The sequence below is a fragment of the Rhizobium sp. BK176 genome (assembly GCF_024808055.1).
This window is the reverse complement of record NZ_JANUBV010000014.1, coordinates 35,593-59,522: the sequence shown is the minus strand read 5'-3', so window position 1 is coordinate 59,522 and position 23,930 is coordinate 35,593. Positions and strand designations below refer to the sequence as shown.

The window sequence follows — 23,930 nt, the reverse complement described above, 5'->3', positions numbered from 1 at the left end:
CTGCTCCAGCATCCGGTCCGTCCGGATGTTCCGTCCTAAAAATGTTGGGCGGCTTATAAACCGTTAGCGTCATCTTGCATAGCGGCGTTCCGCTCTTTGGCGTTACTGATTCAATCGACCAACAACAGCCGATATAAAGGAATTCCGCGCCGCGTTTTCAAACATAGGCGCGCAATTTAACGGTCAATAAACCAAGACAGTTTGTATCTAATTCAAGCTTGTACCGTAGAAACACCGTCAATTCTAATAGCGCGTCATGACGACCCCGCTTGATCACCGATGGCATGGTGGAATCATGGGTTTGATTTCGTGCGCAGCTTGTATCATTTCTGCACTGACCGTTCTGGCAATTTCGGGATGCTGACAGCCATCCTCATGGTACCCCTGATCGGCTCGGCGGGCGTGGCCGTCGACTTCGCCCACGCGCTCAGTCTGCGCACGCAACTCTATGCGGCAGCAGACGCCGCGGCCGTCGGAGCAATCTCCGCGAATTCGGCCGCAGCTGCGGCCGCCATGAAGATGACCAGTGACGGACCGATATCCACCGGACAGGACGACGCCCGAAACATTTTCGTCGGCCAAATGCAGGGCGAACTTACCGGAAGTCAGGTGGCCGTGGATGTGCAGGTGAGCCGCGCATCTAACAAACTGAACTCTTCCGTCAGTTTCACTGCCTCGGTTCCGACCACCTTCATGCAAATCCTCGGTCGCAACAGCGTCGATATCTCGGGCACCGCTACGGCAACCTTCCAGACGGCGGCGTTCATGGATTTCTACATCCTTATCGACAACACACCTTCCATGGGTGTCGGAGCGACCCCGGCCGACGTCGCCCTCATGGAGCAGAAGACACCCGATACCTGTGCCTTTGCTTGCCATATCGTGTCGGAAGCTGGTGTCGTGGACAAGAACAGCTACTACAACATCGCGCGCAACAACGGCGTGACCCTTCGCGTCGACGTGGTTCGCCAGGCTACGCAGAAGCTCACCGAGACAGCAAAGACCGAGCGGGCTTCTGATAACCAGTTCAAAATGGGCGTCTATACTTTCGGCAAGAAGGCCGAAGACGCAAACCTGACGACGATCTCAGCGCCGATCACCGATCTCGACAAGGTCGCAACCTATACGAATGCGGTCACCCTGATGTCGATCCCGAGGCAGGGGTACAATAACGACCAGCAAACGAGCTTCGACAACTCGCTCACGCAGATGAACAAGATTATCTCCACGCCGGGCAACGGGAGCACCGAAGCGCAGCCTCAGAAGATTCTGTTCTTCGTATCCGATGGCGTCGGCGACAGCCAGAAGTCGAACTGCACGAAACCAAAGACAGGCGAGCGCTGCCAGGAGCCGATCGACATTTCCTTCTGCAAGCCGCTGAAGGACCGGGGCGTCAAGATCGCCGTGCTCTACACGACGTACCTGCCGCTGCCGAAGAACAGCTGGTATAATAGCTGGATCAAGCCCTTCCAAAACGAAATCCCGACGAAGATGCAGAACTGCGCTTCACCAGGTCTCTATTTCGAGGTGACGCCGACCCAGGGTATAACCGATGCGATGCAGGCGCTCTTCCTCAAGGTCATCCGCATGCCCCGCATCACCAGTTGATCGGCTAGGCTCGAATGCCGTCCCGAATCCGATAGCTCGGCGCATACATTGTGACGAGTTCTTCGGCCGCCGTCGGATGCACGGCCATAGTACGGTCGAAATCGTCCTTCGTGCAGCCTGCCTTTAGCGTAATACCAAGGATTTGCGCCATCTCTCCGGCATCGTGGCCGAGGATATGCGCGCCGACGACCTTCCTGCTCGAAGCATCAACAATCAGCTTCATGATCATTTTCTCGCCCCTCCCCGACAGCGTCGCCTTCAGCGGCCGGAACTGGGCGCGATAGACCTCAAGCTCCTTGTAGCGCTTGCTCGCCTCTTCCTCCGTCAGCCCTACGGTACCGATTTCCGGCTGCGAGAAAACAGCCGTTGCGATCGTCTCGTGATCCGGCTTGGTCGGGTTGTCCTTGTACTCGGTTTCGATGAAGCACATCGCCTCGTGGATTGCCACCGGCGTTAATTGGACCCGGTCGGTGACGTCGCCGAGCGCATATATATTCGGCACGCTGGTACGCGAATATTCGTCGACGACGACTGCACCGCGTTCATCAGTCTTCACGCCGGCGGTTTCCAGGCCGAGGCCTTCCGTGTTGGGGATGCGTCCAAGCGCCAGCATGACCACATCGGCCGTCAGCGTACCATTCTTCAACGTCTCTATGGAAAGTCGCCCCTCCTGCTTCGAGACGCTCTCCAGAGTGTCATGGCAGAGAATGCGAATACCCTTCGCGGCCATCGCCTCATGCAACCCCTGGCGAAGATCCTGATCGAAGCGCGAAAGGATTTCGGCGCCACGGTAAATCAGCGTCGTTTCGACGCCGAGGCCGTGGAAGATATTGGCAAACTCCACCGCGATGTAGCCACCGCCGGCAATGACGATCGCCTTCGGAAGCTCTTCCAGATGAAAAGCCTCGTTGGATGAAATACAGAACTCATGTCCCGGCAAGGCAGCGTGCGGGTTAGGCCGACCGCCCGTCGCGATCACGATGGTCTTGGCGGTCACCGTCTTGCCGGTATTGACCAGTCGAACAGTATGCGCGTCAACCAGCTCAGCGCGCGTTTCCAGTATCTCGGCGTTAGCGCCAGCGAGGCCCTTCTTGTAGAGCCCTTCCAGACGCGCGATTTCGTTGTCCTTCGCGGCGATCAGTTTCTTCCAATCGAACGAACTCGCACCCACCGTCCAGCCGAAACCGGCGGCGTCCTCGAAATGCTCGTGGAACTGGGCCGCATAGACAAAGAGCTTTTTGGGCACGCAGCCACGGATCACACAGGTTCCGCCGTAGCGGTACTCCTCGGCAATCGCGACCTTGTTACCGAGCGATGCTGCAACGCGGGCGCTTCGTACACCTCCCGATCCGCCGCCAATGACAAAAAGATCGTAATCGTAGGACGTCATGAGAAGCTCCGGATGAAATCGGCTGGAAAGGTGAAATTGATATAGTATCGACCACCGTAAAAACAAAAGCCCGGACGATGCCGGGCTTTCGATCTCTTACAGGTACAGCTTACGGCTTCGGCTTTGGGGCCGGCGCGGCGGGCTTCGGTGCCGTCGTTGCGGCCGGGTTGGCCGGATCGGCGGCCGGCGGCGGAGCCTTGATGACCTTGGCAAGCTCGGTGCTGGTCTGCTTCTGCAAATCACGGGAGATACCCTGTGCCCAGATATCAGCCGCCTTCACGGTTTCGCGAGATGCGATCGGGCCATCCTTCAGCAGCTTCTTGCCGACTTCCGAGTTGTAGAACTCGGCGATTGCGTTGAGTTCTTCGACCGAGAATGCCTTGGCATAGGTCAGAGCGGCTTCCTTTTCGAGATCGGCGCGACGCGGTGCAAGTGCCAGCGCCTGCTTATCGACCTCAGCCGTGATGGCATCCTGGTAGTTCGGAGAATCCTGGATCAGGTCGGCCTTCAGGCGCTCGGCGAGGCCCGGCAGGATGTTGTCGAACTGCGCGGTTGCACCGATCGCGTCGATAGCGGCGCGGGCTGCCTTCAGCTGCTCCGGAGATGCTTCCTGCGCGTGTGCGACAGAGCCGAATGCAACGCCCGAAAGAATAACGGTCGCAGCAGCAAAACGGCCAAGACCTGCAAATTTAATCATGAGTTTCAATGCTCCTGTTACCTGTTCGCCCGCAGCGTGCGTGCACCTGCTGGACCAGCAATGATCGCAAGCGCCGCCATATTGAGAAAGAGCCCGTGTTCAACGACTCCGGGTATTGAATTCAGCTCGTTTGAAAGCGCCTCTGCATCAGGAATGCGGCCAAAAGATGCATCGATGATGTAGTGGCCGCCGTCCGTCATGAAGTCTCCGCCTCCGGATTGGCGCAGCGCCAAGCCGCCGCTCAATCCCAGTTTCGAAGCCTTCTTTTCAATTGCCATACGCGTCGACACGAGTCCGAACGGATTGACCTCGATCGGCAACGGAAATGCGCCGAGCGTCTCGACCAGTTTGCTTTCGTCGGCAATAACGATCATGCGCTGAGATGCCGCGGCCACAATCTTCTCGCGCAACAACGCACCGCCGCCGCCCTTGATGAGTGTCAGGTCGGAATCGACCTCGTCCGCGCCATCGATCGTCAGATCGAGTTCCGGCAACTCATCGAGCGACTTCAGCGGAACGCCGAGCTCGACGCAAAGCCTAGCCGTGCGTTCCGAAGTTGGTACACCTTCGACCTTGAAGCCGGTCGCAACCTTTTCCGCGAGCAGCCGAACAAACTCCTCGGCAGTGCTTCCCGTTCCGATTCCAAGCCGCATGCCGTATTCGACATGAGCAAGTGCGGCCTCAGCGGCCTTGATCTTCATTTCGCGGGCATCCATGCGCCGCTGACTCCGATTATTGCGTTGGATGTGCTGTTTACACGGCTCGCTTGCCAAACGAAAGCCAAAATAGCGCAATGATTTTCGAAAAGCCGTGGGGAATACAACTCGTCGGCTTTGCCGCGAAACGTTGCTTTTCCCGCCCTCATCACCTACTGCCTGATGACATCATTTCCGAAAGGCGAAATCCTTGACCCCTTCCCTAGTTGTATTCGATCTCGATGGGACACTACTCGACACTCATGCCGATCTTGTCGAGAGCCTGAACCATACGATCGCCGCGATCGGTGTGGCGCCAGTCGGCTACGACGACTTGACTCATCTCGTCGGACACGGCGCCAAGGTCATGATCGAGCGGGCGTGCAGTTTACGGGGACATCCGTTGTCACAGGAGCAACTTCCCGGCCTCCTTGACCGCTTCATCGCGCACTACACCGACAACATGCCGGGACATACAGCTCCTTATCCCGGTCTTGTCGAGGCGATGGATCAATTGAAGAGCGCCGGCTGCAAGCTTGCCGTTTGCACCAACAAGCTCGAAGGGCTGGCACGCAGCCTGATCGAGAAACTTGAGCTTACCCACTACTTCGACGCAATTACCGGCGGAGATACCTTCACGGTCAGAAAGCCGGACGCCCAGCATCTCCTCGGTACGATCGAGCGCGCCGGCGGTGATGCCCGCAATTCCGTCATGATCGGCGATAGCATCAACGACATTCTTGTCGCGCGAAATGCTGGTGTTCCCTCGATCGCCGTACCGTTCGGCTATTCCGACGCGCCCGTCGAGACCCTTGGACCAACCCGCGTGATCACGCACTTCAAGGAACTTACGCCAGCGCTCGTCGACGAGCTGATCACGGATTTCACTGCTGCAAGGCCGACGGCTGCGGCAGGCTGACACGAACGAAAAAGGCGGCTCAACGGCCGCCTTTTTCTTATCATGCGCTTAGCGCGATCATATCTGCGCGCCACGTGCCTTCGTCGTGGCGTCGAATGCCTTCTGAACGTAAGCGTCGCGACCGTAGACATCGTCGAAATACTGTACGACGCCATCCTTATTCGGCCAGGCAGTGAAGTAAGCGACGTATACCGGTATCTTCTGCGGAACCTGCAGAGCGTGGTTCTTGCCGATAGCAATTTCCTTGCCGATCTGATCCACCGACGTGTTCAGTACCGCCGCCGCCATCGCACGCGGTTCGGCGAGACGGACGCAACCGTGGCTGAGTGCGCGCATGTCCCGCTTGAAGAAGCTCTTCGAGGGTGTGTCATGCATGTAGATCGCATGCGCATTCGGGAAAAGGATCTTGAGTTCGCCAAGCGCATTGTCGTCGCTCGGCGGCTGGCGCACGGAGACGTTGGTCGTCGAGCCGTACCAATCGACGCTGGACGACGCTACAGCGCGGCCACCAACAGTTACCTCGTAGCCCATCCGGTCCAAATAACTCGGGTCCGAGCGCAGACGCGGCAGCATTTCGTTGATGATGATAGACTGCGGCACGCCCCAGAACGGGTTGAACTCGACCGTCTCGATCTGATCCTGGAAGAAGAACGTCTGGTGCGACGGCTGACCGATCACCACGCGCATCGACAACTGCTCCTTGTTGTCGTTGTGGTAGTAAACCATGTAGGCCGGCTGGTTGATAAAGACGTAGCGCGAGCCGAGATCGTTAGGCAGCCAACGCGCCTGCTCCATGGCGACGATCAACTTCTCGATCTTCGAAGCGTTACTGTCGCCACCGGTCATGATACGGACCGTGGCTTGGCCAACGACTCCGTCGGGCTTAAGCCCATGCTCCTTTTGGAAACCTTCGACGAGCGCGACGATCTCCGCTGAATATTCGGTGCTGCCGGTATATGCGGCAAGTGTTGCCGCATGCTCGGCCTTCAGCGCTGCCGAACCGTGCTTGTCAATCGCCTTCACGATATTCGGGATTTCGGAAGAGTTGTCGCCTGGGCGAAGCAATCCGTTCAGAGCAATGTCGATGCGGTCGCCGCCTGCGCCCTCCGCCTGCAGCTTCGCCAATTCGCTTTCGAGCGCGACAAACTGCGGACCATCCGGCGTCCGGCTTTTGAGATAAGCAGCCGCATCCGGGCTCATGCGGGCAAGCTTGAGGACCGGGGCAAGGTTCACATCCTTGCGCTTGAAGTCATGGTAGCCGGAGAGCTTGTTCGGATCGACGCGACCGCGAAGGGTATCCTGCACATAGGCAAGAACTTTGGCCGAAAGCTCCAACTCGAATTGGGTCAGTGCACGATCGCGGTTGGCAGGGTCAGGATTGGCGGGGTCTTCGGTCGGCATCTGGACGGCATAGTCGGCCGGATCGAGACCAACCGACGCAGCATTCGACAACACGTCCATCGCTGCCTTGGCGCGATCGTTGACGTCCGTCCCGGTGAGCCAGACCAGCGGATTCTTGATGTCGCCATAGTAGGCCTCAAGCGCTTTGGCGACCTCGACGGGAGCGCGCACCTTTGCCTCGATGAGGAAGCGGCGCTGCACCGACGGCATGGTCTCAGTCGCAGCCGAAGCGTCGGCAACTGCACCCGTGACGACAGGATCGGTAAACTTGCCGGTATCGACGAAGCGCATCGCGTCGGGCTGGTAGGTGTAATAGCGCGGGCTGGAAACTTTCGGCAGCGGCGTATCTGGAGCGGACTGAAGATACGAAGGAACGGACGCTCTCGGATTGACAATCGTGCCCTGGTTCCGGGCGCGATCGCCGCGGATCATATCCATCAGCGTATAGGCGTTCGCGGGCGCGACGCCCATCACGGCCATACCGCAGGAAAGCGCGAGTGCGGAAACCGCACTTTTCAAAAGGAATGTCATGCTTTTATCCAGTCCCAGTGTCATGCTGTCTTCAAAATAACGGGCGCGGCCCGCCTCAGAACTCGTTTTATCCGGCGCGAGCGTCACATGGCAGAAAGCGGTCGAAGCCGCCAGCCTGCGCCTACTCAACTCAAAGTAACGCGAATAACGCTAACGTCAGCCTTCAGTTCACACAAAATTCTGAAATTATTGGTTAATTTTTTACTTTATTTTCGCCTTTAGACACAGTGGCCAAAAAGACGCTGAATGATAAAAATTCAGACGTGTCTAAAAGATCACTGACCCCCATGAATAACCTGAATCGCCAATTCATGTTTCTTTCCAGAACGGTTTTCTTCGGCCCGTTTCGGACCTATAAGACCGCATCTCTGAGAGGCACCGCGACAGAAAGGCATGGCCATGACCTCCACCCGTACCGAGACGGATACGTTCGGCCCGATCGAAGTCCAGAATGACAGATATTGGGGCGCGCAAGCGCAGCGTTCCCTTGGCAATTTCAAGATCGGCTGGGAGAAGCAACCACTTTCGATCGTCCGCGCGCTCGGTATCGTCAAGCAGGCCGCTGCACGCGCGAATATGGCACTCGGACAACTCAATCCTGAGGTCGGCAACGCCATTGTCGATGCGGCACAGGAAGTCATCGACGGCAAGCTCGACGACCACTTCCCCCTCGTCGTCTGGCAGACTGGCTCCGGCACGCAGTCGAACATGAATGCCAACGAAGTAATCTCCAATCGAGCCATCGAAATGCTCGGCGGTGTCATGGGTTCGAAGAAGCCGGTGCATCCAAACGATCACGTGAATATGAGCCAGTCGTCGAACGATACCTATCCGACGGCAATGCACATCGCCTGCGCGGAACAGATCGTGCGTCAGCTTCTGCCGAGCCTGAAGCATCTTCACGCCGCGCTCGACATGAAGGTCACCGAATTCAGCCACATCATCAAGATCGGCCGCACCCATACGCAGGATGCAACGCCATTGACCCTTGGTCAGGAATTCTCCGGTTACGCGGCCCAGGTTGGCTCCGCAATCAAGCGCATTGAACTGACCCTGCCCGGCCTCTGCGAACTCGCTCAGGGTGGCACCGCCGTCGGCACCGGCCTCAACGCGCCAATCGGCTTTGCCGAGAAAGTCGCCGACGAAATTGCCGAAATTACCGGCCTTCCCTTTGTGACGGCCCCGAATAAGTTCGAAGCGCTGGCGGCACATGACTCCATGGTGTTCAGCCACGGCGCCATCAATGCGGCCGCGGCGGCGCTCTTCAAGATCGCCAACGACATCCGCCTACTGGGTTCCGGCCCGCGCGCCGGCCTCGGTGAACTCGCCCTGCCGGAAAACGAGCCCGGCTCCTCCATCATGCCGGGCAAGGTCAACCCGACGCAGTGCGAAGCGCTGACCCAAGTCTGCGTGCACATCTTCGGCAACAACGCGGCGCTCACCTTCGCCGACAGCCAGGGCCACTTCGAACTCAACGTCTACAACCCGATGATGGCCTACAATTTCCTCCAGTCGGTGCAGTTACTCGGTGACGCCGCCGTTTCCTTCACGGACAACTGCGTCGTCGGCATCGAGGCCCGCGAGGACAACATCAAGGCGGGACTCGAACGCTCGCTGATGTTGGTTACGGCACTCGCTCCGAAAATTGGCTATGACAACGCCGCCAAGATCGCCAAGACGGCACACAAGAACGGCACGACTCTGAAGGAGGAAGCCTTGGCGAGCGGTCTCGTCACCGTAGAGGAATACGACACGATCGTGCGCCCCGAGACAATGATCGGCCCTAAATAAATCCGCCTAGCGGCCTGATCGACCAGTTGACACCGCCGCCCGCGCGGCGGTGTCTTTGCGAATTTTCATGAGTAAAGCAGACAAGTTTTAGAATTATTGCAATTGCGAAGACGCCCGAATAGACCATCTGCGATTTCGGTCCGCATGAAAGGTCCTTCAATGGCTGACGATCTTTTCCCCCTCCACAAAGACTCCACCCAATACCGCAAGATCAGCAGCGACTACGTCTCTGTGGACAGCTTCAAGGGACAGGACATCCTCACCGTCGAGCCGGAAGGCATCCGCCTGCTCGCCGAAACGGCCTTCGCCGACATCAATCATCTCCTCCGGCCCGGTCATCTAAAGCAGCTCGCGTCAATTCTCGAAGACCCCGAGGCGACTGATAACGACCGCTTCGTCGCCTATGACCTGCTCAAGAACGCCAACATTGCCGCCGGCGGCGTGTTGCCGATGTGCCAGGATACCGGCACCGCGATCATCATGGGCAAGAAGGGCCGCCGTGTCTGGACCGAAGGCGAGGATTACTCCGCCCTCGCGAAGGGCGTCATGGACGCCTACGAGAAGAAGAACCTCCGCTATTCGCAGCTCGCGCCGATCAAGATGTTCGAGGAAAGGAACACCAAGAACAATCTGCCGGCGCAGATCGATATCTATGAGGAAGGAACCGACTCCTACGACTTCCTGTTTGTCGCCAAGGGCGGCGGCTCGGCCAACAAGACCTTCCTCTACCAGGGCACCCCGTCGCTGTTGACGCATGATCGAATGATCGACTTCCTCAAGGAAAAGATCCTGACGCTAGGTACGGCGGCCTGCCCTCCCTATCATCTGGCGATCGTCATCGGCGGCACCTCGGCCGAGATGAACCTGAAGACGGTCAAACTTGCCTCGACGCGTTATCTCGACGAGCTGCCTATCGAGGGTTCGGAAAGCGGCCATGCGTTTCGCGACGTCGAGATGGAAAGGGAAATCCACAAGCTGACCCAGCAGATGGGCGTCGGCGCGCAGTTCGGTGGCAAGTACTTCTGTCATGATGTGCGCGTCATCCGCCTGCCCCGTCACGGCGCATCTCTGCCGATCGGTCTTGGCGTTTCCTGCTCCGCCGACCGACAGGCAAAGGGCAAGATCACTCGGGAAGGCATCTTCATCGAGCAGTTGGAGACGGATCCCTCGAAGTACATGCCTGACATCGACGAGTCGAAGCTGTCGGACTCGATGGTCCGCATTGACCTCAACCAGCCGATGTCCGGAATCCTTGCCGAACTCAGCAAGCACCCGGTCAAGACACGCCTGTCACTGACGGGCACCATCATCGTCGCACGCGACCTCGCCCACGCCAAGATCCGGGAACGGCTGGAAAGCGGTCAAGGCATGCCTGACTACATGAAGAACCATCCGGTCTACTACGCCGGGCCGGCCAAGACTCCGGCAGGCTACGCCTCCGGCTCCTTCGGCCCGACCACTGCCGGTCGCATGGACAGCTACGTCGACCAATTCCAGTCTTTCGGAGGCTCGATGGTGATGCTGGCCAAGGGCAACCGTTCGCGCGCGGTGCGCGAGGCCTGCAAGACGCACGGCGGCTTTTACCTGGGCTCGATCGGCGGGCCGGCCGCCCGGCTGGCACAGGACTGCATCAAGAAGGTCGAGGTGCTGGAATATCCCGAACTCGGCATGGAAGCAGTGTGGAAGATCGAGGTCGAAGACTTCCCGGCCTTCATCGTCACCGATGACAAGGGCAACGACTTCTTCCAGGAATTCAACCTCGGCTGATCGACCTCAATGGACCGCCGCGGTCGTCGTATGGTCGGCCGCGGTGGCTTTGGCAGCACCGACGGTCTCCTCCACCCTCACGCTGGCGAGAATCTCGTTGTGGAATATGCCCTCGAAGAAACCGTTCTGCTCGATCAAGGCGAGTGAGCCGGCAATGACTGCGGTGACGAGGATGATAGGCGAAGTGTGGCGAGACGTTTCCATGATCTCATGCTTTCCGTTGGAGCTGTATCGCTCGTTGGAAGCAACGTGCACCCTCTTGCCGATGCGCGATAGAGCGACCAATCGCGACCGACTGTCAACGAATTGGAAACGGTAAGAAACTCAACCAAAACGGTTGGTTGGATTTTTTATTTTTGTAACTCGCCTTTAAGGCGAGGCAATTGTCACGCTCTTCTAAATTCTCGAATAAAAATCAACGCGATAAACATAGAAACGTTAAGGATGGCCAGATTTCGCATGTAATCATTGGTATATCCACCCTTAATCATTTCCCAATATTTGTAGTCTAAGCAATTAAAGACTGCATTAAACATTCAATTGAGGAGTAGTCGTATGACGACGGCCGCGGCGCCAACTAGGGCGCAGGTTCCCGATGTGGCAGGTCAGATCACATTCGCGATGCGCTCCATGGGCGTTGCGCCGATCCCACGCAATTACGAGCTCTTCTACGAGGCTTATATCGGCTCCAACCCGGCGCTAACGCGGGATCTTGCCGCACTCGGCAGCCAGGCCTCGCAGGAGGAACTGGACGCGCTCGGCGCACAATATTTTGCGCACAGCCCATCTCGTGTGTTCGACGACGTTCATGGCCGCATCGCCGCCGAGTTGGAGACGTTGCTCCGCGTCCTGCGCCAGGAGCAGACATCTCTCGAGAGCTACAACAAGCTGCTTGGCGAAACCTACAAGCGGATCAGCTCGAAAAACCATACGAGTGTAGAGCTCATCGAAAACGCCCTTACCTTGCTGACTGAAGCAACCGGCGACACGATGGCCCACGGTGAACGCACGGTCGAGAACGTCGTCCAGCGCTCACAGGAAATGGACCAGGTTCGCAAGGAACTCGACGAGTACAAGCGTATCGCCAATACCGACTCCTTGACGCGCCTGTCGAACCGCCGCGCCTTCGATGACCGCCTTGCCGGGGTCTTCAACAATCCCGCCATGCGCCCTGTCACCGCGCTGGTGCTCGCTGACATCGACAATTTCAAGAAGATCAACGACACCTATGGTCACCCTGTCGGTGACAAGATCCTCGCGACCGTCGCTTCGGTCATCCGTGCCAATGTCCGCCGCGATGTTTTTGTCGCCCGCACCGGCGGTGAGGAATTCGCGCTCATCATCGAGGGCAACACCGCCGAGGAAGTCATGAGCGCGGCCGAGCGCATCCGTCGCACACTGGAAACGACGCCCTTCACGAACTCGCGTACGAGGATCAACTACGGGCCAGTGACGGTATCGGTCGGCGTCTGCATGGCCTCCCATGCTGAAGACGCCGGCGAGCTCTACCACAAGGCCGACGTGGCGCTTTACGGCGCCAAGAATTCCGGCCGCAACTGCAGCGTCCTTTTCGAAGACGGTATGCAGAAAGACTTCACAAAGAGCTGGCTGATCTACAAGGGCTAACCTCGGGACCTGGCAGCCTGGGCTGCCTTCATCCGCAACGTTCGTGAGACTGCCGCAAGCGCGAAAGCTCTGACGCTACCACATTGTCTTGGCTGCGCGCTCCGGCCACTCGCGATCATAGGTTTCGTAGTCGAAATCCCCGGTTGCCGCTTTCAGCATCATCCCGGGTGTCGGCAGGCTCTTCGGGTCAACGAATGTTTCCGGGTTCCATATCTCGGAACGGATCAGCGCCCGGGCGCATTGGAAATAGACCTCATTAATCGTGATGACGATCACCGTCCGCGGATGCTTTCCGTCCATCTCGAAGCTGGTCAGAACCGCTTCGTCATTCGTCACGACGCCCCGCCCGTTGATGCGCATCGTGGTGTTCGAGCCAGGAACGAGGAACATCAGCGCCAGGCGCGGGTCGCGCACGATATTGGAGAGCGAGTCGACGCGGTTGTTGCCACGCCAGTCCGGCATATGCAGCGTCCTATCGTCCACAATGCGCACGACGCCGCCGATGTCACCGCGCGGCGAACAGTCTACTCCTTCGGGTCCCACCGTCGCCAGCGCCACGAAGGGTGATGCTTCGATCATCTCTCGGTAGAGAGGTGTCAGATAGTCCGTCACCTTGGCCACGGATGCCTGCGTCAGACCGCCAGCGTAGATCGCTGCGAGGTCCTCTACCGTTTCAATGATTTTCATGATTGTCCTGCCATGTTGTCGGAGGCGGCCTTTAGCTGCCTCACGTGACGTTACAATGACATGCGCCGTGCCGGAAGCTCGAAAAGAGGAATGATCTCAGCATCTTTGCTGACGGCTCCCTCGCCAAGGAAACCAGTGATCGCGTCGAATACCGGCCGCGCCGCGACGATCCGACGATGCCCGAAGCCATTCGCCCAATAGAGCTGCACAGCGTCGCCTGCCGCCGCATAGCGCCGAGCATGGATGTGGCTTACTTCCTTGTCATCCTCGGCATGCACGATCAGTACCGGACGTCGGATCGCGCCTGCCGCCTTGCTTGCATCGAATTCCTCCAGCCTCCGGCCGGTGACACGCCGTACCTCATTCTCCAGCACATCCTGCGCTTTCCGCCGGAGCCCGATCATCTTGCCGAAGTCCTTGAACAGCCAGTGCATCTCGCTCGGCGAGCCGATCAACGTCAGCTTCTCCGGCACGACGGCAGGCACGCCCGGCAGCATGCCGGACGCGGCCACCATCAGAGCGGCTCCACCGAAGGAATGGCCGATCGCCGCGTCGAAGGCGCCGAACCGTCGCTCTGCAGCCTCTATGGCCTTCACCGCCATTCCCATGTGCAGAACCCGCCCGGCCGCGCGTCCATGACCTGGAAAATCGACCGCAATCACCTCTGCACCCGAGGCAGCCAGCGTCTCCAAAAGATCAGCCATGTAGGCGCTGCTCGATCCCCAGCCGTGCGTCACGAGATAGCGAGGGCGGCGTCCCAGAGCGCCACCATTCAACCGATAGGCATGGGCTTTTCCGCCGCCGGCAAGGCGGAGCGTGAACCGCTCAGCTCCGGCAAGCTTCCAGGCGCCGGCGGCATGTGCCGCTTTTGCCTTGTCACCCTTCGGCTTTGCCGAGGGCGTCATGCAGAAGAGGCTGAACGCCGCCTTCCCGGCAATGCGCGGCGAAACCGACTGCAACAGAGAGAATCCGAGGCGGGTGACCTTCAGCGCAAAGCTTGTCATAGTGGGAATCCAACAATGTTCAACACTGAACAATAAAGTACAACGATGAACAAAAATCAATCCCTGCCCTGGGATCATCCGCGTTTTCGCAGCTGGATCGCCGTCGCCCGCGCCTGCCAGCTGATGCAGCAGTCGCTCGGTCGCTCGCTCGCCGAACTGGATATCAAGACTCCGCATCTCGACATTCTGATCAATCTCTACCGCTTTGAAGGCATTTCGCAGCAGGAGCTTGCCCGCAAGCTGTTGGTCGGTCGCTCGAACATGAGCATGCTGCTTCCGCAGATGGAAAAGCGCGGATTAATCGAACGGCGCGGCGATGAGAAGGACAAGCGCGTGCTGCGTCTCTTCCTGACGCCGGAAGGCCGGGACGTCACCGAGAAGGCCATGGTCATCCAGACCGATCTCATCGAGCGTGTGCTTTCACCCGAGCCGATCGAGCAATGCATGGCGATGGCAGGCTCGATGGAGCGGATCATCCGCCTGTTGCAGCGCGACCTTGTCGACGAAGACTGACCTCGAGCCTTTCAGGGTTAAATTGAAGCGTTCTTTTGGCTGAAACGGGCCGAATGGTCGACCGGCCATGCGACTCGTTTGAGCCAACGGAACGCTTCAAAGGCTCTAGTGAACCGTGTGACCGACGGTCTGCCCGGCAAGCGATCGATACTCCCACGCAGCCACGATGATCAGCACCAGGGTCGCGAGAATGCCGGCGAGATAAACCTCGATGAACGGTGCGATGAACGCAAGCAGGATCAGCAGCACCAAGCCTGCCAGATGCGAGAGTGGCATGCGTCCGCTGGTCGCTCCCTTGAACCACAGATTGCCGGCCAGAAACAGCCCTGAGCCGCCGAGCACCGATGCCATGACGCCAAGGTTGCCGGACTCGTGCGGATGCGAGAACATGAACTCGACCGCAACGGCGTGGACAATAATGCCCGCCAAGATCGGAATGTGGGCGTAGGTAAAGGCCTGGCGCGCCAAGCTTCCCGGCGTTTCTTCGTGCTCGATCCGATGCGCCGCCCGCTCGTGGCCAAAACGGAAATAGAGCCACCACATCGCCACCGTGCCTATGAAGCCGGTGACGAAGACAACCGCCGTCAGTGTTGAGAACGGCATTTCCGAGAATGTCCGCCCCGAAACCAGCACCGCCTCACCGAGGCAGATGATGACAAATAGCGCGCAACGCTCGGCCATATGTGCGCCGGACACGTCCCACTCAGTCGCATTCGACTTGCCAAGCCCCGGCACTGCGAAGCCGCTCGCCGGCCCGGCATACTCGATGGCAAGCGCAATCACCCACGCGATCAACCGCGCCTCATGTTCCAGGAAGCCGCCGACGATCCAGAAGACACCGGAAACGATGAACCAGGTGCTGATACGCAAGAAGTTGCGGCAGTTGGCAGCGCTCTGATCCTTAAAGGCATATGTCGTGAACAGCGATCGGCCGACCTGCATAAAAACGTAAGCGCCTGCGAACAGCAGTCCCTTGTCAGTGAAGGCTTCCGGAATGGACGCGGACAGAACGAGGCCGAGCAGCATCAAAACCCCAAGCATAATCCGCACGGGCATCTTGTCGGGATCGAGCCAGTTCGTAGCCCAGGCGGTGAATATCCAAACCCACCAGACTGCGAAGGTCATCAACCCGGCTTCGGCGGCGCCGAGTGGCGTATAATGTGCTGCAAGCGCATGCGAGAGCTGCGAGATCGAGAAAACGAAGACCAGATCAAAAAACAGTTCGAGGAAGGTGACCCTGCTGCTGCCCTTGTTCCGCAGCCAGTTTCGTTTGCTCGTTCCCGTCATGCAGTCCCCCTTCTAGCTGTTGTCGTTCAGCGCGGCTTCTCGGACGTGTCGCGATCCATGCCCTTCTCCCGCAACTCGTCTTCATAGGCGGCGAATAGCTCTGCGCCATGCTCGCCGAGTTCGCGCAGATAGGTCCACGTATAAATGCCCGTATCATGCATGTCGTCGAAGCCGATGCGCACGGCGTAGTTGCCGGTCGGTGTCAGCGAGATGATCGCGACATTGCGCTTGCCGGGAACCGTCACCTTCTGTCCCGGCCCGTGGCCCTGCACTTCCGCCGACGGCGAAAGCACGCGCAGCATCTCCGCGGAAAGATCGAAGCTTCTCTCATCGTTGAACGTGACGACGAGGTGCTGCCGGTCTTTTGAAACTCTGAGTTCGGTCGGCCAGATATCGCTCATGATCCCACTCCCCTTCAAAAATGACGAGTAGGCAATGGCGCTTGGCGAGGCAAGCGTAATTTGCCGCTCCCGACAGCGTTTCCCTTGACGTGGCAATAGCCTATACGCACATTAGTAGCATTGCGGAGGCATTCGTGAACAGCAACGTCGGAACGACAGGCAGCGCATCGCCACTGGTTGCAGAGGCGAAACCAATGATCGACCCCTTCCAGCGGGCCGTGACCTATCTGCGCGTATCCGTCACCGACCGCTGCGATTTCCGCTGCACCTACTGCATGGCCGAACACATGACCTTCCTGCCGAAGCAGGAGCTATTGACGCTCGAAGAGTTGCACCGGCTCTGTTCGGCCTTCATCGCAAAGGGCGTGCGCAAGTTGAGGCTCACTGGCGGCGAGCCACTGGTGCGCAAGAACATCATGTATCTGGTGCGCGAGCTCGGCAAGCAAATCGGCTCTGGTCTCGACGAGCTGACGCTGACCACCAACGGTTCGCAGCTTTCCCGCTTCGCCGATGAACTCTACGCGTCGGGCGTTCGCCGCATCAATGTCTCGCTCGATACGCTCGACCCCGACAAGTTCCGTCAGATCACGCGCTGGGGCGATTTCCACAAGGTGATGGAGGGCGTCGAGGCGGCCCAGAAGGCCGGTCTCAAGGTCAAGCTGAATGCGGTGGCGCTGAAGGATTTCAACGACAGCGAAATGCCCGAGATGATCCGCTTCGCGCATGGCCGCGGCATGGATCTGACCGTCATCGAGACCATGCCGATGGGCGAGATTGAGGAAGACCGGACGGACCGCTACCTGCCGCTGTCGAAGCTCAGGGCCGATCTCGAACAACAGTTCACGCTCTCCGACATTGGCTACCGGACCGGCGGCCCTGCCCGCTATGTCGAAGTGAAGGAAACTGGCGGCCGACTCGGCTTCATAACGCCGATGACCCATAATTTCTGCGAGAGCTGTAACCGCGTGCGGCTGACCTGCACCGGGACGCTCTACATGTGCCTCGGCCAGAACGACGCCGCCGACCTGCGCGCCGCCGTCCGCGCCACCCCGGACGATGGGCTGCTCTATGCGGCGATCGACGAGGCGATCTCGCGCAAGCCGAAGGGTCACGACTTCATCATCGACCGCACCCATAACCGCCCGGCCGTCGCCCGCCACATGAGCGTCACCGGCGGGTGACGCCCACTGAATTCAAGCAGATCAGGTCCGGTTGATCGAGACCCCGCCATCTGCCAGCATCGACGTGCCGGTCACGAAGCTTGACATATCCGATCCCAGGAAAAGTGCTGCCTTGGCGATTTCCTCCGGCTGCGCCAGGCGCTTCAACGCGTGCAGGCCATGGATGAAGGCGACCAGCTGCATATCCGGGTTTTCGAAGTTCGCCGGGTTCAGCGCGGTGTCGGTGCCACCTGGCAACAGCGCATTGACGCGAATGTTTTTTGGACCGAGTTCGGCGGCAAGCACCTGCACCAGCCCGGTCAGTCCGGCCTTGCTCGCCGCATAGGCGCCCATCCCTGGCATCCCCGCCGTATGGCCGACGAAGGTCGAGGTGTAGACAATCGATCCACCGCCGCGGTCAATCATCGCCGGCACCTGGTATTTCGCTGCGAGAAACGCACTCGTCAGGTTGAGCGCCAGCATTTCGTTCCAGCCAGCCAGCGAAAGGTCTGCCACCGGCGCTGATTCGCCGGTGCCGCCGGCATTGTTGAAGGCGACGTCGAGACCGCCGAAGCGCTCGACCGCCACCTCGACCAGCCGCCGGTTCAAAGCTTCCTCGCGCACGTCACCGGCAACGGCTACGGCCTCGCCACCCGCGCGCTCGATCTCTTCGACCAGCATGCCGAGTTCGGCCTCGCGTCGGGCCGCAACGACGAGCCGTGCGCCTTCGGCTGCAAAGAGTTTGGCTGCTGCCCGGCCGATGCCTGAGCTCGCCCCGGTTATGATCGCAACCTTGCCATCCAGATATCTCATCTCGGAACCTCCGCTTGTTGTTTGCGGTATTCCAAATCTCAGACATCGGGGCGCGCAGCCACCCGTTTCCTGCCCTCGCCTGCCCGCACCGCCTGGGTCATTGTGCACTGCGCAATCGAATTATCGCGACTGTGGCTTTCGATCGATTCCCTTGGCGACAGGCACCTTCTAAAAGGACGTGTACGAGAATCGGAATATCGACATGCCGCGGTCCCGCAATACCCAGGGCGCCATCTACATGAGTTCGGCCATGGCCGGATTTTCCTGCAGCGACGCACTTTCCAAGTCAGTTATCGCCTCGATGAATGCCGGCCAGATCATGTGTCTGCGCGGCCTGTTCACGAGCATTTTCGTCTACCTTATTGCCCGTCACATGGGGGCGCTGCGTCCGTGGCGCATCATCCTCAAACCGATGATCATCATCCGCGTCATCTGCGAGATACTGGCAGCGGTGACTTACATTACCGCTCTTGGAATGATGCCGATCGCAAACGCGTCCGCCATCCTGCAATCGCTTCCGCTGGTTGTTACTTTCGGTGCGGCGCTGTTCTTCCGCGAGCCTGTCGGTTGGCGTCGCTGGTCGGCCATCCTCGTCGGCCTGATTGGCGTGCTGATCATCATCCGGCCCGGACCGGAAGGCTTTACGGCCGCCGCCCTCCTCTGCGTCGGCAGCGTCCTCACCACAGCCGGCCGCGACCTCGCCACCCGCGGTATTGGGCGCGAGATCCCTTCGCTGATGATCACAGTGGTAACGGCCGTCTCCGTGACGGTCGTCGGCGCCTTGCTGACGCCGCTGCTTGGCGGTTGGGAGCCAGTCAGCATGACATCGCTGTCCCATCTGCTGCTCGCCGCCATTCTGGTGCTGATTGGCTATCAGTCGGTGATCATGGCGATGCGAACGGGGGAAATCTCCTTCGTGGCGCCATTCCGCTACACCAGCCTAATCTTCTCGACATTGCTGGGCTTCGTCTTCTTTGCGGAGTTTCCCGATCTCTGGACGCTGATGGGTGCTGCAGTGGTCATAGCGTCCGGCCTCTACACGTTCTATCGTGAAGCCAAGCGCCATGTGCCGCCAGTCGCCCAGGAATCCGAGCCGAGAACACCCGTCTGAGGCAATCATGAACGATTTTGCACTAGATAGATCCAATATACCGGGTGTGGTCCTGGCGGGGGGGCGCTCTTCCCGCATGGGCCGAGACAAAGCCTCCGTGCGCCTCAGCGGCCGCAGCCTGCTCGAGCGCGTCATCGAACAGCTTGAGCCCCAAGTGAGCACCCTTGCGGTCAATGCCGATGCGACGCCGGAAAACTGCCGGCATTTGTTCATTCCTGATATAATTCCCGGCAAAGCGGGACCGATGGCTGGCATTCACGCGGCGATGGCCTACGGCGCAACGCTGAGGGGGGTGACGCACGTGATGACGGTTTCTGTCGACAGCCCGTTTTTTCCCAACGACCTCGTCGATTGGCTTGCAGGCGCCATCGACGCGCCCTTGAAGATTGGTATTGCCGCCTCTGAAGGCCGCAGTCATCCGGTGTTCGGCCTATGGCCCGTTAAACTTGCCGATGATCTCGAAACCTGGATTGCCACCGATGAAAAACGCCGTGTTCGGGACTTCCTCTTACGGCATGACGTAAGGGAAGTTGACTTCCCGCTGCGTCCGACACGGGCGAGCCTCCTCGATCCGTTCTTCAACGTCAACACGCCTGACGACCTCAAAGAGGCGGAACGCTGGCTCAAGGTGCTGGTCTGATGGACAAGCCGAAGGTTTTTGGCATCGCCGGCTGGAAGAACTCGGGCAAGACGGGCTTGGCTGTCCGCCTCGTCGAGGAATTCACCAGCCGTGGTTACAGCATTTCCACAATCAAGCACGCCCATCATGACTTTGACATCGACAAGGTCGGCGCCGACAGCTACCGCCATCGGCAGGCCGGCGCGCACGAAGTCACCATCGTTTCCGGGACGCGCTATGCCATCATGCACGAGTTGCGCGGCGCCCCGGAGCCGACATTCGAAGAAATCCTTGGCCGCATCGCGCCCTGTGACCTCGTCTTGATCGAGGGCTATAAGCGCGAGCCGATTCCAAAGATCGAAGCCCGCCGTTTTGACTCCGCGAACCAGGAACCTCTCGCGCCGACGGATCCTTTCATCGTCGCCATTGCGACCGATCACCCGATCGCCGAAGGCTTTCTGCCGGTCTTCAATCTGGACGACACCAGGGCGATCGCGGACTTCATTTCGGGAATAGTGGAACTACCTGCAAAGTAGAAAACCCTGTTGCGAGGGAGCAATGACCTACTACGGCACGGAAAAGCAGCAGCGCTTGCAGCGTCAGTCCGACGAGGCGCAGCCTAAAATCGCTGCCACGCCGGGCCTTGTGCAAGCCGGGCGGTTCTTCTCGGTCGACAACTTCGACCTCATCGACTGGGCATTTGTCGACGAGCGCCTCGCCCAGGACGGCGTCTTCGGCTTCCGCATGATGTCGGCAACACGCATCGAGGACATCCGCCTGAAGCTGGGGCCGTCCTATCGCGTTGACGTGTGGAGTGTCTGCAGGGCCGATCGCACGGCGGCGACACGAGCCTGCACTGCGATCCTGAAGGATGACATTCCCGGTGGCCTGACGCGTGTCAATCTGACGGCCGATCCCGGCGACGACGCTGTCGGAGCTATTCAGACATGCATGGCGGAAAATGGCATAGCGCCGTTTTCAGGCGCCATGCTGGCTGGCAACATAGTCCCCGCGGTCACCATCGCCCTCGCTGACGCTCAAGGTCATGTCGTCGCAACCGCTCACGCGAATATGCCTTTCAACACCCACAGCAAACACTCAGGCACCGCCTGGGTCGGTTTGATCGCCGTCGCGGCGCAACAGCGTGGAAAGGGGCTTGGTCGGCTTATCAATGCCCTAGCGGTCAGAGCGGCCTTCGAAACGCTGGGAGCCGACGAAGTGGTTGAGTTCGTCCACGCTGACAACATCATTTCACGCCGGATGATTGAGGCCTGCGGCCTCCGCCTCGATCCCAGTATTCTTTGCGGGCTTGCAACGCCAATCGTCGACGCCCGCTTTACGACCTGAGGCTCGGCAACCGCCACCAACATTGCAGCGCGAGCAAAAGAAAAAGCCGCCGGTCTCCCGGCGGCTTTCCCGTCAACTCTGGCCGTCAGCTCAGTTGCGCGAAGCGACCGGGCGAACGAGCGCCGTCACGCGGCGGATGGTGACACGGCGGTTTTCCTGGTTCGGTCCTTGCGTATTGACCTTGAGGTAACGCTCGCCGTAGCCCTGCGTTGCTAGGTTTTCGGGCGGGATGCCGTAAACGTCGGTCATGACGTTCGCGACGGATTCAGCGCGCTGATCCGACAGGACGAGGTTGCTCTGGTCAGACCCCACAGCGTCCGTGTGACCTTCGATCAGGAAGGTTTCCGACGGATCCTTGCGCAGGACCTCATTGATGGCATCTGCAACCTTGCGCAAGCTGCGCGCCTGACTCATCGGGATTTCGGCACTGCCCGTCGCAAAGGTGATCGTATCGAGGTCAATACGGCGAACCTTGTCGCGGATACGTGCCGAGTACTTCACTTCGTTCAGCGAATAGACACGCTCTACCGGTTCCACCGGCGGCTCGCGGAGGAAGTCGTAGTAGTCGCGGCCGTCGTCGCTGCTCGTGTCCATGATGTAGTCATCAAGCGGAATGCGCAGGCGCATCGGCGGCAGGTCGCGACCCGGATCCTCGAAGTAACCGCGGTCCGGATCTTCGTAGAGATCAGGCGAATAGTAGAGAACCGACTCACGGCCTCGGTTGTCGAGGCGCGACCGCTGGATGATATCGCCATAGCGATTGCGGATCGTCACGATCTGATAGCCGTCACGGTCGATGGTCTCGCGATAGCGATCCCGTGGCAGCTGCTCGTAAATCGGACGTTCGCCATCCCGCAGGAAGCGCCTGTCGTCATCGCCGCGAACGATCGTCTGGTTGTTGATCTGAATGATCACGCGATTGTCGTCGCCGCGCTCACCGAAACGTGCACCTTCCGGCCTGTCAAACTGCGGACGCCTGTCGAGGCGCCGGCCCTCTTCGCTGGTGACGGCTTCGATCTTGATCGGAGCGGCCTTGGCGCCTTCGGTTATGATCTGGGCGTCGGCATCCGACTTCGGGACGCGGAAGTTCTGCTCCTGTCCACGCTGCCTGTCGCGGTCACGGCGCGACTGGACCCCACCGGAGCGATCGGCGTCCTTGTCGCTATCGAGAACGGCAGCACCGTTTTCAACCGGAAGAACGACGGTTTCCGTGCTCTTGCTCGGATCAGCGGCAATCTCCTTACGACGCTCAAGCTCCTTGGGCGTGACCTTCTCCGGAGCAGGGATAGCCTGTTCTGCCTGACCGGCTGCCGGCTGGTCAGTCGGCTGCGCCGGGACTTGTTCCCCCTGCTGAACAGCCGGCTCGCCTGGCTGAGGCGCGGGAGCCTGCTCACCCTGCTGCTGAGCTGGCTGCATGCCGCCGGGTTGGGCTTCGATCGCCGGCTCCTGCGCGGGAACCGCCGGCTTTTCGGCCGTAGGCGCCGCCTCCGGCTTTGGAGCCTTTTCAGGCGCGGGCGACTCCTGCGGAACAGGCGTATTTTCGGCTGCCGGTGCCTCCTGCTGCTGAGCAGCCTTCTTGCGCGGCTTTACCGGCTGTTCCGAGCCATCCGTGGCCTGCTTGCTTCCCTTGCCCTTTTGCTGTGGCTCTTCGGTCTGCGGTTGAGCCTGCTCCTGCTGCGGGGCGCCCTGTTCGGGCTGCGGTTGCGGCGCGGCCTCTTCCTGCGATGGCTGCTTGTCACGCTTACGACGTGGCTTTTCCTGGCTTTCCACAGGCTGCTGTTCCTGGGCCGCCGGCGCTATCCGCTCCTGCGGAGCCGCGGCCTCAGCCGGCTCGGAGGCCGACTGCCGCTTCTTGCGCGGCTTTTCGACAGGGGCTGCTTCCTGCAACTGCTGTTCCTGGGCCGGGGCTATCTGCTCCTGCGGAGCCGCGGGCTCTGCCTGCTCGGCGGCCGGCTGCCGCTTCTTGCGCGGTTTTTCGACGGGGGCTGCCTCCTGCAATTGCTGTTCCACGACAGGCTCTTGCTGTGGCGCGGGCTGTGCCTCTGCTGCCGGCTCACGCTGCTTGCGTGGCTTTTCGGCAGGCGCTTCCTGCGATTGCTGTGGCTGCTCCTGCTGGGCGGCCGGCGCCTGTTCTTCACCGCCGCCGCCGTGCTGCTTGTGGTGCTTCTTCAGAAGCTCTTCGTCGGATGGCGCATCCTGTGCAACTTCGAAGCTGCCCGCGACTGCTTGCGGCAATGTGCGAACCTGTTCAACGCTGGCAGCTGCTGCGAAGGAATGTACTGGAGGGATTACGAGCGACAGCGACAACAGCGGAAAGGCGGCACTGGCAAACAATCTGGATTTCATTCCCATAGGGGCTCCTCGTTGTACTTTATGTTCTTGAGACGCAGTCGTGGCCGCGTCCGATTTTGGGGCGTTCACCCACGGCGAAAACCGCGCGGGGACTGCATTTGTTCCACGAGTCTTAGGAACTGGACTATTAACCCGGTATGAATGTGGCAGTGCGGCATTGTTCATCTTCGCCATAGTTGACCGTTCGCCGCGCCCCTGCGATTCCAGTTGC

The 23,930-nt window shown here is 59.6% G+C and carries 22 protein-coding genes; 11 read left to right on the top strand and 11 right to left on the bottom strand.

Translation table 11 applies throughout. The features are described 5' to 3' along the window. The first annotated feature begins 279 nt into the window (after positions 1-279). On the top strand, positions 280-1,608 hold the full coding sequence (locus FHT76_RS29720) for a TadE/TadG family type IV pilus assembly protein (protein WP_183862685.1): 1,329 nt from the start codon (positions 280-282) through the stop codon (positions 1,606-1,608). 4 nt (positions 1,609-1,612) lie between these two features. On the opposite strand, the gene gor is transcribed toward FHT76_RS29720, so the two are convergent. The 3 genes from gor to rpiA all read right to left on the bottom strand — a co-directional run bounded on the left by gor (position 1,613) and on the right by rpiA (position 4,411). Then, positions 1,613-2,998 carry a glutathione-disulfide reductase gene (gor, locus tag FHT76_RS29715; protein WP_259128438.1) on the bottom strand — a complete coding sequence of 462 codons (1,386 nt, stop codon included), beginning with the start codon at positions 2,996-2,998 and terminating at the stop codon, positions 1,613-1,615. A 109-nt stretch (positions 2,999-3,107) separates the two neighbouring features. Next, complete coding sequence (locus FHT76_RS29710) at positions 3,108-3,695, bottom strand: DUF2059 domain-containing protein (RefSeq protein WP_183757501.1); 588 nt, start codon at positions 3,693-3,695, stop codon at positions 3,108-3,110. A 17-nt stretch (positions 3,696-3,712) separates the two neighbouring features. After that, positions 3,713-4,411, bottom strand: coding sequence for a ribose-5-phosphate isomerase RpiA (rpiA, locus tag FHT76_RS29705; RefSeq protein ID WP_183757502.1), 699 nt, complete (start codon positions 4,409-4,411; stop codon positions 3,713-3,715). A gap of 190 nt (positions 4,412-4,601) precedes the next feature. Between rpiA and FHT76_RS29700 the strand changes: the two genes are divergently transcribed. Then, positions 4,602-5,309, top strand: a complete 708-nt coding sequence (locus tag FHT76_RS29700) for an HAD family hydrolase (protein WP_183862689.1) — start codon at positions 4,602-4,604, stop codon at positions 5,307-5,309. Positions 5,310-5,366: 57 nt separating this feature from the next. On the opposite strand, the gene FHT76_RS29695 is transcribed toward FHT76_RS29700, so the two are convergent. Then, positions 5,367-7,241 carry a murein L,D-transpeptidase gene (locus FHT76_RS29695; RefSeq protein WP_183862691.1) on the bottom strand — a complete coding sequence of 625 codons (1,875 nt, stop codon included), beginning with the start codon at positions 7,239-7,241 and terminating at the stop codon, positions 5,367-5,369. Positions 7,242-7,640: 399 nt separating this feature from the next. On the opposite strand from FHT76_RS29695, the gene fumC reads away from it, so the two are divergent. Both fumC and FHT76_RS29685 read left to right on the top strand, forming a co-directional pair. Continuing rightward, positions 7,641-9,032 (top strand): class II fumarate hydratase, encoded by a 1,392-nt coding sequence (gene fumC / locus FHT76_RS29690; protein WP_183862693.1) that lies wholly within the window; start codon positions 7,641-7,643, stop codon positions 9,030-9,032. A gap of 159 nt (positions 9,033-9,191) precedes the next feature. Further along, complete coding sequence (locus tag FHT76_RS29685) at positions 9,192-10,799, top strand: fumarate hydratase (protein WP_183862695.1); 1,608 nt, start codon at positions 9,192-9,194, stop codon at positions 10,797-10,799. Between the two features lie 6 nt (positions 10,800-10,805). Here FHT76_RS29685 and FHT76_RS29680 read toward each other — a convergent pair whose 3' ends face one another. Next, on the bottom strand, positions 10,806-11,003 hold the full coding sequence (locus FHT76_RS29680; RefSeq protein WP_183862697.1) for a hypothetical protein: 198 nt from the start codon (positions 11,001-11,003) through the stop codon (positions 10,806-10,808). A gap of 351 nt (positions 11,004-11,354) precedes the next feature. Here FHT76_RS29680 and FHT76_RS29675 point away from each other — a divergent pair, with 351 nt between their 5' ends. Beyond that, positions 11,355-12,425 carry a GGDEF domain-containing protein gene (locus FHT76_RS29675; protein WP_183862699.1) on the top strand — a complete coding sequence of 357 codons (1,071 nt, stop codon included), beginning with the start codon at positions 11,355-11,357 and terminating at the stop codon, positions 12,423-12,425. A 75-nt stretch (positions 12,426-12,500) separates the two neighbouring features. Here the strand turns inward: FHT76_RS29675 and FHT76_RS29670 are convergent, their stop codons facing one another. Both FHT76_RS29670 and FHT76_RS29665 read right to left on the bottom strand, forming a co-directional pair. Beyond that, positions 12,501-13,112, bottom strand: coding sequence for a pyridoxamine 5'-phosphate oxidase family protein (locus FHT76_RS29670; RefSeq protein ID WP_259186160.1), 612 nt, complete (start codon positions 13,110-13,112; stop codon positions 12,501-12,503). 50 nt (positions 13,113-13,162) lie between these two features. Further along, positions 13,163-14,116 carry an alpha/beta hydrolase gene (locus tag FHT76_RS29665; RefSeq protein ID WP_183862703.1) on the bottom strand — a complete coding sequence of 318 codons (954 nt, stop codon included), beginning with the start codon at positions 14,114-14,116 and terminating at the stop codon, positions 13,163-13,165. A 45-nt stretch (positions 14,117-14,161) separates the two neighbouring features. On the opposite strand from FHT76_RS29665, the gene FHT76_RS29660 reads away from it, so the two are divergent. Then, positions 14,162-14,629 (top strand): MarR family winged helix-turn-helix transcriptional regulator, encoded by a 468-nt coding sequence (locus FHT76_RS29660; protein ID WP_259128428.1) that lies wholly within the window; start codon positions 14,162-14,164, stop codon positions 14,627-14,629. Positions 14,630-14,734: 105 nt separating this feature from the next. Here the strand turns inward: FHT76_RS29660 and FHT76_RS29655 are convergent, their stop codons facing one another. Beyond that, positions 14,735-15,916, bottom strand: coding sequence for a low temperature requirement protein A (locus FHT76_RS29655; RefSeq protein ID WP_183862707.1), 1,182 nt, complete (start codon positions 15,914-15,916; stop codon positions 14,735-14,737). Positions 15,917-15,942: 26 nt separating this feature from the next. Then, positions 15,943-16,317, bottom strand: coding sequence for a gamma-butyrobetaine hydroxylase-like domain-containing protein (locus tag FHT76_RS29650; protein WP_183862709.1), 375 nt, complete (start codon positions 16,315-16,317; stop codon positions 15,943-15,945). Positions 16,318-16,451: 134 nt separating this feature from the next. Here FHT76_RS29650 and moaA point away from each other — a divergent pair, with 134 nt between their 5' ends. Then, positions 16,452-17,498 (top strand): GTP 3',8-cyclase MoaA, encoded by a 1,047-nt coding sequence (moaA, locus tag FHT76_RS29645; RefSeq protein WP_183756385.1) that lies wholly within the window; start codon positions 16,452-16,454, stop codon positions 17,496-17,498. Between the two features lie 21 nt (positions 17,499-17,519). On the opposite strand, the gene FHT76_RS29640 is transcribed toward moaA, so the two are convergent. After that, on the bottom strand, positions 17,520-18,290 hold the full coding sequence (locus FHT76_RS29640; RefSeq protein ID WP_183862711.1) for an SDR family oxidoreductase: 771 nt from the start codon (positions 18,288-18,290) through the stop codon (positions 17,520-17,522). Between the two features lie 202 nt (positions 18,291-18,492). On the opposite strand from FHT76_RS29640, the gene FHT76_RS29635 reads away from it, so the two are divergent. Genes FHT76_RS29635 through FHT76_RS29620 form a run of 4 tightly spaced genes read left to right on the top strand, consistent with a single transcriptional unit; the run spans position 18,493 to position 21,367 of the window. Further along, positions 18,493-19,401: a DMT family transporter gene (locus FHT76_RS29635; RefSeq protein WP_183862713.1), complete on the top strand. Its 909-nt coding sequence runs from the start codon at positions 18,493-18,495 to the stop codon at positions 19,399-19,401. A 7-nt stretch (positions 19,402-19,408) separates the two neighbouring features. Beyond that, on the top strand, positions 19,409-20,041 hold the full coding sequence (mobA, locus tag FHT76_RS29630; protein ID WP_183862715.1) for a molybdenum cofactor guanylyltransferase MobA: 633 nt from the start codon (positions 19,409-19,411) through the stop codon (positions 20,039-20,041). Continuing rightward, positions 20,041-20,556: a molybdopterin-guanine dinucleotide biosynthesis protein B gene (gene mobB / locus FHT76_RS29625; protein WP_183862717.1), complete on the top strand. Its 516-nt coding sequence runs from the start codon at positions 20,041-20,043 to the stop codon at positions 20,554-20,556. Before mobA ends, mobB begins: the two co-directional genes overlap by 1 nt. Before the next feature lie 22 nt (positions 20,557-20,578). Beyond that, on the top strand, positions 20,579-21,367 hold the full coding sequence (locus tag FHT76_RS29620) for a GNAT family N-acetyltransferase (protein ID WP_183862719.1): 789 nt from the start codon (positions 20,579-20,581) through the stop codon (positions 21,365-21,367). A gap of 90 nt (positions 21,368-21,457) precedes the next feature. On the opposite strand, the gene FHT76_RS29615 is transcribed toward FHT76_RS29620, so the two are convergent. Beyond that, on the bottom strand, positions 21,458-23,719 hold the full coding sequence (locus tag FHT76_RS29615; RefSeq protein WP_183862721.1) for an OmpA family protein: 2,262 nt from the start codon (positions 23,717-23,719) through the stop codon (positions 21,458-21,460). Positions 23,720-23,930: the final 211 nt, after the last annotated feature.

Coding starts and splice junctions, on each gene's coding strand:
- FHT76_RS29695 (WP_183862691.1), bottom strand. CDS start 7,241: ATGACATTCCTTTTGAAAAGTGCGGTTTCCGCACTCGCGCTTTCCTGC.
- FHT76_RS29680 (WP_183862697.1), bottom strand. CDS start 11,003: ATGGAAACGTCTCGCCACACTTCGCCTATCATCCTCGTCACCGCAGTC.
- FHT76_RS29670 (WP_259186160.1), bottom strand. CDS start 13,112: ATGAAAATCATTGAAACGGTAGAGGACCTCGCAGCGATCTACGCTGGC.
- FHT76_RS29685 (WP_183862695.1), top strand. CDS start 9,192: ATGGCTGACGATCTTTTCCCCCTCCACAAAGACTCCACCCAATACCGC.
- mobA (WP_183862715.1), top strand. CDS start 19,409: ATGAACGATTTTGCACTAGATAGATCCAATATACCGGGTGTGGTCCTG.
- FHT76_RS29640 (WP_183862711.1), bottom strand. CDS start 18,290: ATGAGATATCTGGATGGCAAGGTTGCGATCATAACCGGGGCGAGCTCA.
- FHT76_RS29650 (WP_183862709.1), bottom strand. CDS start 16,317: ATGAGCGATATCTGGCCGACCGAACTCAGAGTTTCAAAAGACCGGCAG.
- FHT76_RS29655 (WP_183862707.1), bottom strand. CDS start 15,916: ATGACGGGAACGAGCAAACGAAACTGGCTGCGGAACAAGGGCAGCAGC.
- FHT76_RS29710 (WP_183757501.1), bottom strand. CDS start 3,695: ATGATTAAATTTGCAGGTCTTGGCCGTTTTGCTGCTGCGACCGTTATT.
- FHT76_RS29635 (WP_183862713.1), top strand. CDS start 18,493: ATGCCGCGGTCCCGCAATACCCAGGGCGCCATCTACATGAGTTCGGCC.
- gor (WP_259128438.1), bottom strand. CDS start 2,998: ATGACGTCCTACGATTACGATCTTTTTGTCATTGGCGGCGGATCGGGA.
- FHT76_RS29615 (WP_183862721.1), bottom strand. CDS start 23,719: ATGGGAATGAAATCCAGATTGTTTGCCAGTGCCGCCTTTCCGCTGTTG.
- FHT76_RS29660 (WP_259128428.1), top strand. CDS start 14,162: ATGAACAAAAATCAATCCCTGCCCTGGGATCATCCGCGTTTTCGCAGC.
- FHT76_RS29675 (WP_183862699.1), top strand. CDS start 11,355: ATGACGACGGCCGCGGCGCCAACTAGGGCGCAGGTTCCCGATGTGGCA.
- mobB (WP_183862717.1), top strand. CDS start 20,041: ATGGACAAGCCGAAGGTTTTTGGCATCGCCGGCTGGAAGAACTCGGGC.
- fumC (WP_183862693.1), top strand. CDS start 7,641: ATGACCTCCACCCGTACCGAGACGGATACGTTCGGCCCGATCGAAGTC.
- FHT76_RS29665 (WP_183862703.1), bottom strand. CDS start 14,116: ATGACAAGCTTTGCGCTGAAGGTCACCCGCCTCGGATTCTCTCTGTTG.
- FHT76_RS29620 (WP_183862719.1), top strand. CDS start 20,579: ATGACCTACTACGGCACGGAAAAGCAGCAGCGCTTGCAGCGTCAGTCC.
- FHT76_RS29720 (WP_183862685.1), top strand. CDS start 280: ATGGCATGGTGGAATCATGGGTTTGATTTCGTGCGCAGCTTGTATCAT.
- rpiA (WP_183757502.1), bottom strand. CDS start 4,411: ATGGATGCCCGCGAAATGAAGATCAAGGCCGCTGAGGCCGCACTTGCT.